This window comes from Pseudomonas sp. SDO5591_S426 (assembly GCF_054070755.1).
This window is the reverse complement of sequence record NZ_JBSVXD010000015.1, coordinates 22,838-36,257: the sequence shown is the minus strand read 5'-3', so window position 1 is coordinate 36,257 and position 13,420 is coordinate 22,838. Positions and strand designations below refer to the sequence as shown.

10 protein-coding genes are annotated in these 13,420 nt (G+C 60.3%); 5 read left to right on the top strand and 5 right to left on the bottom strand.

What is annotated here, in order from left to right; genetic code table 11:
• Positions 1-22 precede the first annotated feature (22 nt).
• Entirely contained in the window at positions 23-1,813 is a 1,791-nt protein-coding gene (locus ACW9JC_RS05655) for a SulP family inorganic anion transporter (RefSeq protein WP_457454081.1), read from the top strand.
• Between the two features lie 45 nt (positions 1,814-1,858).
• Here ACW9JC_RS05655 and ACW9JC_RS05650 read toward each other — a convergent pair whose 3' ends face one another.
• From ACW9JC_RS05650 to ACW9JC_RS05630, 5 genes are all read right to left on the bottom strand, one after another.
• On the bottom strand, positions 1,859-3,421 hold the full coding sequence (locus tag ACW9JC_RS05650) for an amino acid permease (RefSeq protein WP_457454079.1): 1,563 nt from the start codon (positions 3,419-3,421) through the stop codon (positions 1,859-1,861).
• 142 nt (positions 3,422-3,563) lie between these two features.
• Positions 3,564-4,724: an iron-containing alcohol dehydrogenase gene (locus ACW9JC_RS05645; protein WP_457454077.1), complete on the bottom strand. Its 1,161-nt coding sequence runs from the start codon at positions 4,722-4,724 to the stop codon at positions 3,564-3,566.
• A gap of 3 nt (positions 4,725-4,727) precedes the next feature.
• Entirely contained in the window at positions 4,728-6,119 is a 1,392-nt protein-coding gene (locus tag ACW9JC_RS05640; protein ID WP_457454075.1) for an aldehyde dehydrogenase family protein, read from the bottom strand.
• A 7-nt stretch (positions 6,120-6,126) separates the two neighbouring features.
• Complete coding sequence (locus ACW9JC_RS05635) at positions 6,127-7,500, bottom strand: glutamine synthetase family protein (protein ID WP_338581408.1); 1,374 nt, start codon at positions 7,498-7,500, stop codon at positions 6,127-6,129.
• A gap of 358 nt (positions 7,501-7,858) precedes the next feature.
• On the bottom strand, positions 7,859-9,031 hold the full coding sequence (locus ACW9JC_RS05630) for a GGDEF domain-containing protein (protein ID WP_457454073.1): 1,173 nt from the start codon (positions 9,029-9,031) through the stop codon (positions 7,859-7,861).
• 291 nt (positions 9,032-9,322) lie between these two features.
• Here ACW9JC_RS05630 and ACW9JC_RS05625 point away from each other — a divergent pair, with 291 nt between their 5' ends.
• From ACW9JC_RS05625 to ACW9JC_RS05610, 4 genes are all read left to right on the top strand, one after another.
• Positions 9,323-10,711: an MFS transporter gene (locus ACW9JC_RS05625; protein WP_457454072.1), complete on the top strand. Its 1,389-nt coding sequence runs from the start codon at positions 9,323-9,325 to the stop codon at positions 10,709-10,711.
• Positions 10,712-10,793: 82 nt separating this feature from the next.
• Positions 10,794-11,630, top strand: a complete 837-nt coding sequence (locus ACW9JC_RS05620) for an alpha/beta fold hydrolase (RefSeq protein ID WP_457454071.1) — start codon at positions 10,794-10,796, stop codon at positions 11,628-11,630.
• A gap of 250 nt (positions 11,631-11,880) precedes the next feature.
• Positions 11,881-12,417, top strand: coding sequence for a 2,4'-dihydroxyacetophenone dioxygenase family protein (locus ACW9JC_RS05615; RefSeq protein ID WP_457454070.1), 537 nt, complete (start codon positions 11,881-11,883; stop codon positions 12,415-12,417).
• Between the two features lie 88 nt (positions 12,418-12,505).
• Positions 12,506-13,411, top strand: coding sequence for a LysR family transcriptional regulator (locus ACW9JC_RS05610; RefSeq protein WP_457454069.1), 906 nt, complete (start codon positions 12,506-12,508; stop codon positions 13,409-13,411).
• Positions 13,412-13,420: the final 9 nt, after the last annotated feature.

Genomic DNA, 13,420 nt, shown 5'->3' with positions numbered 1-13,420 from the left:
CACAGCAAAGGGTCATGGTCCTATGAGCCAGTCGGATGCTTCGCCTCCCGTCCCGGAGCCGGGGCGGATTGCACGTCGCGATAGCGGCGAGGATCGCAAGCGCTGGAGCCGCTGGCTGCCGGGGCTGCGCACGCTGCGCGAGTACCAGATCGCCTGGTTGCGACACGACCTCGTGGCCGGGCTGGTGCTGACCACCATGCTGGTGCCGGTCGGTATTGCCTATGCGGTGGCATCGGGTGTGCCCGGCATCTATGGCCTCTACGCGACCATCGTGCCGCTACTCGCCTATGCGTTATTCGGGCCCAGCCGGATTCTGGTGTTGGGGCCGGATTCCTCGCTGGCAGCGGTGATTCTCGCAGTCGTCCTGCCACTCTCGGGTGGCGATCCGCAACGCGCCGTCGCCCTCGCGGGCATGATGGCGATTGTCTCGGGAGCGGTGTGCATTTTGGCCGGCATTGCGCGGCTGGGCTTTATCACCGAACTGCTGTCAAAACCGATCCGCTATGGCTATATGAACGGCATTGCGCTGACGGTATTGATCAGCCAGTTGCCGAAATTCTTCGGTTTTTCCATCGAGTCCGAGGGGCCGCTGAGAAACCTGTGGGCCATCGCCACGGCGGTGATGGAAGGCAAAACCAACTGGACGGCGTTCATGGTCGGCGCCGCCACGTTGGTCGTGATTCTGTTGCTCAAACCCCACAAACGCATACCGGGCATCCTGATCGCCGTGGCGGGTGCGACGGTCGCCGTGGGGCTGCTGGATCTGGCGGCGCGCGCCGGGGTGAAGGTGCTTGGCTCGCTGCCTCAAGGTTTGCCTGCGCTCGACATTCCCTGGATCACCACGGCCGATATCGTTCCGGTAGTCATCGGCGGTTGTGCCGTCGCACTGGTGTCGTTTGCCGACACCAGCGTGCTGTCGCGTGTCTATGCCGCGCGAACCCGCACTTATGTCGACCCGAACCAGGAAATGGTCGGGCTCGGCGTAGCAAACCTCGCGGCCGGTTTTTTTCAGGGGTTTCCCATCAGCAGCAGCTCATCACGCACCCCCGTGGCCGAGGCGGCAGGCGCCAAAACCCAATTGACCGGCATCGTCGGCGCGATTGCCGTCGCCTTGCTGTTGTTGGTGGCGCCGGACTTGCTGCAGGACCTGCCCAACAGCGCCCTGGCGGCGGTGGTGATCGCCTCCGCCATCGGCCTGATTGAGATCAGTGACCTACGACGCATTTATCGCATTCAGCGCTGGGAGTTCTGGCTGTCGATTGTCTGCACCGTCGGGGTGGCCGTGTTTGGCGCGATCGAGGGTATCGGCCTGGCCATCCTGATTGCGGTCATCGAATTCCTCTGGGATGGCTGGCGGCCTTACTCGGCGGTCTTGGGGCGTGCCGCGGGTGTGCAGGGCTACCATGACATCCAGCGTTATCCCGATGCGCGTCTTATCCCGGGCCTGGTTCTGTTTCGCTGGGATGCTTCGCTGTTTTTTGCCAACGCCGAACTGTTCCATGACCGCGTGCTGGACGCCGTGGCGGCATCACCAACGCCCGTGCGCTGGCTGGTGGTTGCGGCAGAACCCATCACCAGTGTGGACGTGACATCTGCCGACATGTTGGCCGAGCTGGATGAAACCTTGCAGGCGGCGGGTATCGAATTGTGCCTGGCCGAGATGAAAGACCCGGTCAAGGACAAGCTGAAGCGATTCGGGCTGTTCACGCGATTGGGCGAGGGCGCTTTTTTTCCGACACTGGGCGCGGCGGTCAGCAGCTACCTCACGTTGCATCCGGTGGATTGGGCTGACTCGGAGGACGTCGATCACTGAGCCGTGTCGCACAGGCTCAGTGATCGACCTTCAAGGTTGTCCGGGTCAATTTCCGGGTTTGTTCAAGGCCGCTTCAGCCGCCGCAATGGCAGCCTGACGCTTGACGATCATGTCGCCCACCGGCGGCCCCTGGAAGCGTCGCGCTTCAAAACCGAACCAGACGATGGCCGTCAGCACCAGGAAACCGATGGTGATGTACAGCGCCCAATCGTTCGGCGGCTGGATGCCGATGATGAAGATGATCACCATCGACAGTACCGAGAGCAGGGCGAACACCGTGTACCAGAAGCGTCCCATGTTCCATGGGCCCATGGTCGGCCACTTCGAGGTGCCGTAGGCAAACAGGCCCAGCACGATGGGAATGACGAAGGAGAAGAACAGGAAGATCACCGTGCAGGAGACCACGATGGTGTAGACCGGCGTCTCGCCGATCGAGATCACCGACGATCCCCAGACGAACAGCACCGCTAGCGTGGCACCGGTCCAGATGGCCGCCACCGGGCTGCGAAAGGTCGGCGAAACCGAGGCCAGTGCCTTGGAGCACGGCAGGCCGCCATCGCGGGAGAATGCGAAGATCATGCGGGACACCGAAGTCACCGTGGCCAGTCCGCAGAGCACTTGCGAGATGAAGATCGCCACGTAAAGCGCGAGTTTGAGCGTCGGGTTCACCTGCGTATCCATGGCCCAGAAAAATACACTCCAGCCATGGGTGGCCGCCTCGTCCATGCTCGGCAGCATCAGCACGAAGGCACTGAGCATCACCCAGCCGAACAGCAACGACCAGATCACCGACATCACCATACCCCGGGGTACCGACATCGCCGCGTTGCGGGTTTCTTCGGAGGTGTGCGCGGAGGCGTCGTAGCCGGTGATGGTGTAGATCGGCAGCAGCAGGCCAAGCATGAAGATCCAGCCGTTGGACACCTGTGGCCAGACGCTGCCGCCAGCTTCGCCGGAATAGTTGCCGAAGGTCACCAGCCGCGAGAACTCATAACTGGGTGCCGAGATCAGACAGACGACGGTCAGCGCCAGTGCGGTGGCGAAAATCAGGTAGCCGGAGAAGTCGGTGAGTTTGGCGGTCAGGCCGATGCCCAGGTGATTACACAAGGCCTGGAGCCCGGTGAGGATGGCCAGGAAAATCACCCGGGTCGTGGTGGTGTCCTCCATGCCCAGTGCCGGACCGAAAGCGCCGAAGAAAAAGTAATAGGTGCCGACGTTGATCGCACCGAGCACTGTCACCAGCCCCAGCAGGTTGAACCAGGCCGTGAGCCAACCAGTGAAGCGGTTGCCGAGAATCGAGCCCCAGTGATACAGACCGCCAGCGGTGGGATAGGCCGACGAAATCTGCGCCATGGCCAGGGCGAACACCCCAGAAATCAGGCAACCGATCGGCCAGCCGATGCCGATCGCGGCACCGCCTGCACCCGAAGTGCCCTGGGCCAGTGAGTTGATGCCACCGGAAAGGATGCAGATGATCGAAAAGGAAATCGCAAAGTTGGAGAAAACGCCCATTCGTCGCGAGAGCTGCTGGGCATAGCCCATGCTGTGCAGCACCTTGACGTCATCGTCATGCGGCGCGTCGGTGCCGGGCTGGCTTGCTGGGTTCATTGTTGTGTGCCCCTTCAGGTTTTGATACGCATCCATCCGGATCTCCGGATGGGCTGGCCTTCAACCCCTTGTCGTACTGCTCCGTTTGCCACCGGTAAAACACGTCCATGCTTGCTGTTTCGACCATGGACCGTCGACTGCTCTAGAGCCGGCCGTGGAAAGCCGCGTCGAAAATTTCCGCCACGCCAGCCTTGGTCAACGGCAACGGATTGCCACCCGCCGAGGGGTCGACAACCGCCATGTCCGCAATCAGGTCGGCTTGTTTGTCGTCCACGCCCAGCTCGAACAGCGTGTGCGGCACGGCGACGTCCTTGCGCAATTTGAGGACGAAGGCCATGAAACTGTCGAAGCCCGGGGAGGGCAGGTGCAAGTAGGCCGCCAGGCGCGTGATGCGTTCTTCGATGGCCGGGCGATTGAATTTCAGGACGTAGGGCATCAGGGTCGCGTTGGTCATGCCGTGATGGGTGTCATACAGCGCGCCGATCGGATGCGCGAGGGCATGCATGCCGCCCAGGCCTTTCTGAAAAGCGGTGGCGCCCATCGCCGCCGCCGCGAGCATTTGCCCGCGTGCGTCGAGGTCCGAAGGCGTGTGCACGGCGCGCACCAAGGCACTACTCACCAGGCGCATGCCTTCCACCGCGATACCATCGGCCATGGGGTGGAAGCCGGGGGCACAATACGATTCCAGGCAGTGCGACAACGCATCCATGCCCGTGCCGGCAGTGACTTTGGCGGGCATGCCGACGGTCAGGGCCGGGTCGCTGATGACCACCCGCGGCATCATTTTCGGGTGGAAAATAATCCGTTTGGTGTGGGTTCGATCGTCGATGATCACCGCCGCACGGCCCACTTCAGAGCCCGTACCCGCTGTGGTCGGCACGGCGATGATCGGGGCGATGCGGCTTTCATCGGCGCGGGTCCAGTAATCACCGATGTCTTCGAAATCCCAGACCGGGCGATTCTGGCCGCTCATGAACGCAATCAGCTTGCCCATGTCCAGGCCACTGCCGCCGCCGAAGGCCACCACGCCATCGTGGTTGCCTGCGCGCCAGGCATCGAGCCCGCCGGCCAGGTTGGCTTCGACCGGGTTGGGCTTGAGGTCGCAAAACAGCGCAGCGGCCAAACCTGCGTCGCGTAAGGAGTCCAGCGCTGCCGTGGTGATCGGCGCCCGTCCCAGGCCACTGTCGGTGACCAGCAGCGGTCGCTGGATACCCTGGTCGCGACAGACCTCGGCCAGTTCGCTGATGCGGCCGACACCGAAGCGAATGCTGGTGGGGTAGTTCCAGTTTCCAGTCAGGCTCATGGCTCAGATCTCGTGGCGCAGATGAAAGGATTTGGCGCGGGTCAGGTTGTCGTAGCCCAGGCGCGACAGCGTGACGCCGCGGCCGCTGTTTTTCACCCCGGTCCAGGCCAGCGCCGGGTCGAGGTAATCGCATCGGTTCATGAACACGGTGCCGGTTTCGATCTCGTTGCCAAGGTATTCGGCGGCGGCGAGATCGTGGGTCCAGATCGATGCGCTGAGCCCGAATTCACTGTCGTTCATCAAGGCGATGGCTTCGTCGTCGCTGTTCACCGGCATGATGCCGACCACCGGACCAAAGCTTTCATCGCGCATGACCGACATTTGATGGGTGACGTCGACCAACACCTGCGGCGCGAGATAGGCGCTGCCCGGTACGTCGGCGGCAAAGGCCTGCGGATCGATCAGCGCCGTCGCGCCTTGGGCCACGGCTTCGGCGATCTGCGCACGGACGAAAAACGCCGCGCCCGGCGTCACCAATGGACCGAGTGTGGTGGCGTCGTCCAGCGGATTGCCCAGCACGTACTGGCGGGTCAATTCGGCGAAACGCTCGACAAACTCCGGATAGATTTTCCGGTCGACGTAGATGCGTTCGACGGCGCAGCAGCTCTGGCCGGAATTGAAAAAACTACCGTCCACCAGATTCTCTACCGCATGCTCAAGGTTTGCATCTGCGCGCACGTAAGCCGGGTCTTTGCCGCCAAGCTCCAGACCCATGCCGAGAAATCTTGCGCTGGCAGCGTTTTCCATGACTTTGCCTGCCTCCACGGAGCCGGTGAAGTTCACTTGCTGCACCCGCCCGGAGGCAATGACCGCCCCGGTCGACACATGGTCGAGCAGCAGATTCTGGAACAACCCTTCGGGCAAATTGGCGCGGCGCATGGCTTCGGCGAAACGCTCGCCCACCAGCAGCGTTTGCGAAGCATGTTTGAGGATCACGCTGTTGCCGGCCATCAGCGCCGGGATGATCGTGTTGACCGCGGTCAGGTAGGGGTAATTCCACGGCGCGACTACCAGCACCGTGCCCAGCGGTTCACGTTTGATCTGCCGTCGAAAGCCGGCGATGGGCGTGGGTTCAAGTGCGGTCAGCGCGTCATGCGCAATACCGATCATGTACCGCGCCCGCTCTTCGAAACCGCGCAACTCGCCCGCGCCATAGCGCACCGGGCGGCCCATTTGCCAGGCCAGTTCCGGGACGATTTCAGCTTTCATGGCCAGCATCGCGTCCACGGCGGCGCTGCAAAAAGCCGCGCGTTCGCTCAGTGGCCGGCGCCTCCATTGCGCTTGGGCGGTGGCGGATGCCGTCAGAGCCTGTTCGATTTGTGCCGCATCGGCGCACTGACGTTCGGCATAAATCCGGCCATCGACCGGCGAGATGAGTTGAATCGTTGCTGTCATGATCGCCTCAATAGCGCTCGAAGCCGCGTTGCAATTCCCAGTCAGTGATCCGCCGGTCGTACTCTTTCTGTTCCCACTCGGCGGTGTGCACGTAGTGATCGATCACTTCATCACCGAACGCCTCGCGCAACATGCTCGACCCCTGGAGCGCGGCACTGGCATCGCGCAGGGTCTTGGAGACTTCCGGCAATTGCTCGTCGAGATAGGCATCGCCTTCGAAGGGCGGGGTGAGCTCGAGTTTTTCGTCGACGCCGGCCAGCCCTGCCGCGATCAGCGCGGCGAAGGCCAGGTAGGGGTTGAGATCGGCACCGCCTATGCGGCATTCGATGCGGATGGATTTGCTGCTCTCGGCGCACAAACGGAAACCGGCTGTGCGGTTGTCGCGGCTCCACACCGCACGGGTCGGTGCGAAGGTGCCGGCCTGAAAACGTTTGTAGGAGTTGATGTAGGGCGCGAGAAAGCAGGTGATGTCGTTGGCGTATTTGAGCTGTCCGGCGACCCAGGCACGCATCAGCTTGGACATGCCGAACTCGGCCTTGGCATCGTAGAACAGCGGCTTTTTGGCGTTCTTGTCCCACAGCGAATTGTGAATATGGCTGCTGGACCCGGCGGCGTCGTAGCGCCACTTGGCCATGAACGTGATCGCCTTGCCCTGTAGTTGCGCGATCTCTTTGCAGGCGTGCTTGATGATGACGTGATGGTCGGCCATGGTCATGGCGTCGGCGTAGCGGATGTTGATTTCTTCCTGCCCCGGCCCCCATTCGCCCTTGGAGTTTTCCACCGGAATCCCGCAGGCCTGCAGATGCTTGCGAATCGCCCGCAGCACTGGTTCTTCGCGGGTGGTCTGCAGGATGTTGTAATCCTCGATGTAGTGCCCGGCGGTTTTCGGCTTGTGGTAGTTGCGCCTGTGGATGGCCTCGTAGCTTTCGTCGAACAGGTAGAATTCCAGTTCCGAGGCGAACATGCCGGTGTAGCCGCGCTGACGCAGGCGCTCGACCTGTCTTTTCAGGATCGCCCGGGGGCTGTGAGGCAAGTCTTGCCGGTGGTGATGATCGAGCACATCGCACAGCACCAGCGCCGTGCATTCCAGCCACGGCACCTTGCGCAGGGTGCTCATGTCGGGCTTGAGTACAAAATCGCCGTAGCCCTTGCTCCAACTGGCCGCGGCGTAACCTGGCACCGGCTCCATGTCGATGTCGTCGGCCAGCAGGTAATTGCAGCAGTGGGTTTCTTCATGACCGCTGTCGATGAAAAACTCGACCTGGAATCGCTTGCCCACCAGCCGTCCCTGCATGTCGACCATGCACACCAGCACGGTGTCGATTTCGCCAGAGGTGGCAGCACGCTTGAGTTGGTCAAAACTGAGAAAAGGCTCGGTCATTACGGCAATCCTGCGCAAATTGTTTGGGTCTGTCTGAGATAGCTGTTGCAGACGCTCTCCAGAAAAATCCAACAACTGCCGCCGCGAGCATCGTGGGCAATAAGCTGCACTAAGCTTAGCCTACTGTCGGTTTTCGCAAGTTTTCACGGAGCGAAGCCTTGTGAAGCGGGGTAAACATCGCTGGGAATGCGCCCGTCGGCGCCGGCCCACATCCGGTTCGAGGAGGAATGAAAATGGCAAAGAAGAGAACGCACTCGACCTACGAAAATCTCAAGCACCAGTACGATCGGTTTCCCCACCGTCGTGGCGGCGATCAGTTGGGCTGAGGATGTGATGGGGGAAGGGGCAGCATCCTGAATTAGCGTGCGGGCTCGCCGCTCGCCACGGTACGGTCGACCAGACGGATACTGTTTCGCCCGCCACGCTTGGATTCATAGAGCGCGGCGTCGCCTTGCTCGATCAATGTCGCCAGGCTGGCCGGCGGATGGTCGAACAAGTTGGCGCCGATGCTCAGGGTTACCGCTTCAGGCGTGGTGAATGTCTGCGCGGCGGCGCTGTGGAACTGATCACGCAATGCGTCGCCCATTTGCACGATTCGCTCCTTCGACGCGTTGCTCAGCAGGATGACGAACTCGTCGCCGCCCAACCGCGCGGCAAGCGCATCTTCGGGCAATACCGAGCGGATCATCTCGCTCAGCGACACCAGCAACCTGTCGCCTGCGGTATGGCCGTACAGGTCGTTGACTGGTTTGAAGTTGTCGATATCGATCAGCAGCAGCGCGCCCGGTTGAGTGCTCGAGACGTCACGTAACAACCGCGGTGCCCGCACTTCGAGGGCGCGGCGGTTGTACAGGGCGGTCAATGGATCGCGTTCGGCCAGCCGGGCGATCTGTTTCTCCCGTCGATAGCGCTCGGTCCCGGTCATCGACAGCGCGATCAGCATGATCGCCATCACGCCTTCGACCAGGGAGATCTGAATGATCTCGCCACGAAAGGCCGCGAGGTCGATCAGCGTTCCTGGAACCACAGCCGTTATCGATTTGGCGAGATAGAAAAGCCCATGGACCAGCAGCACGTAACGCAGCTGAACCGCCCCCACGCTCAGCGACTTGCCGTGGGGCCGCAGCAGGAAACTGGCCCGCAGCGACAACAGGGCGACCAGCAGCGAGTTGGCCAGCAGCATGATCTTTGACCACGAAGGCTCGTCCGGCAGCAACAGCAATGCCAGCCAGGCGACGAAGATCAGATACCAGGCGCGGGACAGGCGCGCCTGGGTAAAACGCGCGACACCCAGCAGGAAGAACCAGTGGGCCAACACCAGCAGGCCGTTGGCGAACCAGATACCCACCAGCAACAGACCGATCCCGCGCAACAGGGCGAGCGTCGAACCCACGGTAATCGTCGCAAAACCCGCGCTCCAGAACAGCAGCGAGGGTTCACGAATACTGCGCCACTCGATCGCCAGGTACAGCGCAGCCGCCGCTGCGAGGGCGATCGAGAGGGTCAACATCGTGGGAGGGTCGAGCGCCATAGCCTTGTTGCCTTTCTGAATACGGTGGAAAGGCGTGATTGTAAGCGGTTCAGTGATCGACAGCATCGTCTGGCGTTAATGGCCGGGCATATCCCGAATGCCATTTCTCCTGTGCCTGAAAGGCAAAGCAGGTGTGATTTTCCAGCTATATCAATCAAATCCCGTCGAGCTTTTAATCTTCAAACGGTGGCCTCCAGCATCAAGCGCCACCCGCAAACCCGACGTTGAAACAACTCTGTGTTGCTCAACTGCCGGGGAAAATAAAAATAAAACTCGGCGGGAGATGATCCTATGGGACTCGCTCAAGATAAAGCTGGTGTTATTCCCTCGTTCACGCGGGTTTCCAAGGGAGCCGGAACCGCTTCGTGGGGCGCCATGGCGTTGCTGTGGCTGGTCTACGCCATGGACGCGAATTCACGCCAGATGTTCTTCATGGTGTTGCCCTCGATCACCAGCGAATTCAAAACCAGCGCGGAGCTGACGGGTTTGCTCGCGGCGTTCATCACGATTGCCACGTCGTTGATCGCTGTGCCTTGCATGATCTGGGCGGACAAGGGCGGGCAAGGCTGGATGAGGAAGTATCGCCATCTGCCGATCGTCATCGCCTACACGCTGTTTACCTTTTTGACAGGGTTCAATTTCCTCACCGCCTCACTGGGCATGCTCGTGGCATTGCAGGTGATTTCCCATGCGTTCGGCGGTGCGGGGGAGGCGATCGAAGTCACGTCATTATCCGAGTGGTGGTCCCGTGAGCGGCGCGGGTTTGCGTTGGGGCTGCACCACACGGGCTATCCGTGGGGCACGTTGATCGGCGGTCTGGCGATCAGTGCCTTGTTGAACGCCTACGGTCCGGAAAACTGGCGTCTGGCGTTTCTGCTGTTCCCGGTGCCCATGATCATTATCTTTTCTATTTACTGGTGGTTTTGCACCAAGAAAAGATATGACTCGTTCGTCGAGCATGTGCGTGACGTCGGCGAAACCGTTCCAGCGTTGAGCGCGGCACACGGGACGGTGGTTGCACCTGAGGGCGCCTTTCGGTCGGCGATGCGCAATCCGAACATCAGCACCATCGCACTCGTCTCGATGCTGGCCATCGTTGGCTACTTCGGCATCAGTTTCTGGCTGCCCCAGTACCTGGCCTTCGTCGCGCATTACAACTTCGCCGAGGCGGCGGCTTACTCCGTACTGTTCACCATCACCGGTGGCATCGGGCAAATCGTCTGGGGTTGGATCTCCGACCGGATGGGTCGCAAGCTTTGCCTGATGATCGTTTTCGCCTGGCTGGCGGTTGGCATGTACCTCTTCCAGTTCACCTCATTGAGTTTGACCTGGTTGGTCTGCATCCAGTTGTTTGCCGGGTTTGCGATGAACGCGCCCTACACGTTGCTGTACGCGATTGCTTTCGATTCGGCCAAGCCCGGCACCTCCGGGATCGCTGGTTCGATTGTCAATGTGGGTATCTACGCCGGCGGTTTCGGGCCGTTCGTAATCGGCATGTTCATTGGTGCCGGCGGCGGTTTCGATCAGGTGGCTGGCTACAACTACGCTCTGTATTTCATTTCCGGCCTGATGATCGTCGCTGCATTCGTCACGGCGTTCTTTACGCGCGAAACCACAGGGTGGTTCCTCAAACACGATCGGGCGCTGGTGTCCAAAGCGTCCTGCAACATGGCCCATTGAGGTCGCCAATCCGGCTGGAACGCCGCACCTGCAACCTATAAAAAATTCCCTCGCGGGGATGTCCAATGTCAGGAGAATCAACATGCTAGAAGTCGCCAATTCGCACGGTAAACACATTCAGGTCAATGGCACGACACTGTGGGTTGAAGACACGGGTGAAGCCAATCTGCCAATCGTTCTGTGCCTGCACTCCTGTTTTCTCGACGGGACAATGTTTGAGGGGCTGGTCCAGGCCGCAGCCGGCAAGTTTCGGGTCATCCGGCCCGATTTCAGAGGGCAGGGCAAAAGCGCCCTGGATGATGTCGACATCATCACCATGGACAAGTGTGCCGACGACATCGAGGCGTTGATCGAAAGAATGGAGCTCGATTCGATCAACGTCATGGCCCAGTCCATGGGCGGCGATGTTGCGTTCCGGCTGATTGCCAGGCGCCAGGAGCTTTTCCGTTCATTGGTCGTCGCGGGCTCTTCGGCGTGCGGTGAGCCGCCCGAGCAAGGCGCCCGATTCGCGCAATGGGTAGTCGACGCGGGGGAGCGAGGTTTCGTCGGAGATATTCTCGACATGACCATGGAAGTGATGTTCGGCAAGACCACGCGCAACAACCCCGATAAACAGGAACTGGTGGCTTACTGGCGCGATCGGATCGAGGCGTTGCCGAAATCGCTGCGCCCGGCGATGAAAGGCGTCATGCATCGTGAAAGCTCGGTAGAACTGCTGTCATCGATCAAGATCCCGGTGCTGATCATCAATGGTGAGGAAGACATGCCGCGACCTCCCGCGTGGTCCGATGAGATGAAACGAGAGCTGCCGAATTCGAAACTGATGCGGCTGAGCAAGATAGGGCATAGCCCGACATTGGAGGCGCCTGAGCTGGTGCTGCCGGCGATCATCGGCTTCTACTCCAACCCTCGTGTGTGAGTAGCCGATTGGCGGCCGCGTAGCCGCGAGAACCCAGCCGAAAATGCCCGCTTTTGCGGGCATTTTCATTGGTCGGCGTGCCCCCGTAACCGCCCCGGCAGGCACTGATTTTCGCTATGCCCCAGCGTCACACCTGATGTGCAAATGTAGCTATTTTCATCGAATCAGCACTCTCATAACCTTTCTCTCAGTCGAAGTCCGGGCGCAGTTCTCGCCCTGTGAATGCATAAAAAAACTGAGAGGCCTACACATGAATACTCCCGTCAAACCTGATGAATTAGCGATTGCCTACCAGTTGCCGCAAGTCCCGTTCATGACCCCGGATATGGTTCACCCCGGTGTCATGACGCAATGGCTGGAAGATGATGAGTTGTGGGTGCCGGTCACCAAAACCGTGTCGTTCAAGCCGCTGCTGCTCAATACCTCGGGCGGCTACTACATCAATCTTTTGCGGGTGCGGCAGTCCGGTGTGCTTTCCCGTCACCGCCACACCGGTGGCGTGCATGCGATCGTGCTCAAGGGGCGCTGGTTCTATCTGGAGCATGACTGGATTGCCGAGGAAGGCTCATTTGCGTATGAGCCTCCGGGAGAGACCCACACTCTGTTCGTGCCGGAAGACGTCGAGGAAATGATCACCTGGTTCCATGTTCAGGGCGGCTACACCTACGTCGATCCTCAGGGAGTAGCGGTCGGCTATGAAGATGTCTTCACCAAACTGGAAAGCGCCCGGGCGCATTACAAGTCTCTGGGCTTGCCGGACGACTATATTGAACAGTTCATCAGGTAACCGACACGATCAGGAAAACGCGCTTCGGCGCGTTTTCCTGTAATCGACCCGGACGCGGGATACTCAACCCCTTACGCCAGGACCGGAAATGGACAACTACACACAGCTGCTCGCATTTATCTGGTCAACCGAGTGCGGAAGCTTCTCGGCGGCGGCTCGCGTCCACAACATTACGCCCTCGGCAGTGAGCAAACTGATCACGCGTCTGGAGAACAGGCTGCAAGTCCGGCTCTTTCAAAGAGGCTCGCGGGTTCTCACGCTGACCGAGGAGGGCGCGGCCTACCTGCGCAGTGCCAAGGCAGTCGTTGAAGCCATGAATGAGGCTGACTCGCTGGCTGAGGCTTTACCTTCAAGGGTCAGTGGAACCCTTCGAATCCACACCATGACCACGTTTGCCAAGCACCAGATCGTGCCCTGGCTGCATGAATTCCTGGACTTGTATCCGTCCCTGGATGTGGAGCTGCAATTGGGCGCGCAGTTTGTCGACCATTTTGAACAGGGGCTCGATATCGCTATTCACAGCGGCGTGCTGCCCAGTTCTTCACGTATTGCCAAGCGAATCGGGGAATGTGAGTGGCTGGTCGTGGCTTCGCCCGACTACTTGACCGAGCACGGTGTCCCCACGGTTCCGGCTGACCTCCTGAACCACCGTTGCTTCCATTTCAGCTTTGTCAGCCCGTGGAACAAATGGTCGTTTGTTCAGGAAGGCGAGGGTGTTTCCGTGCCCGTAACGCCCAGTGCGTCATTCACTCAGGGTGATCTTCTACGGGACATGGCGCTGTCCGGCGCCGGTGTGGTCAAGTTGGCCGATTTTCACATCGGCCTGGACGTAAAGGCCGGAACCCTGGTGCCGCTGCTGGAAGAGTTCAAATCCGGAATCATTGAGCCGGTTTATCTGTTGTATTCGGACCGAAAACACCTCAGCCCGCGGATTCGGGTGTTCATCGAGTTCTTCCAGGAGAAGTGGCGTCAGCACCCATGGAAGGTAACTTGAAAGAAATAT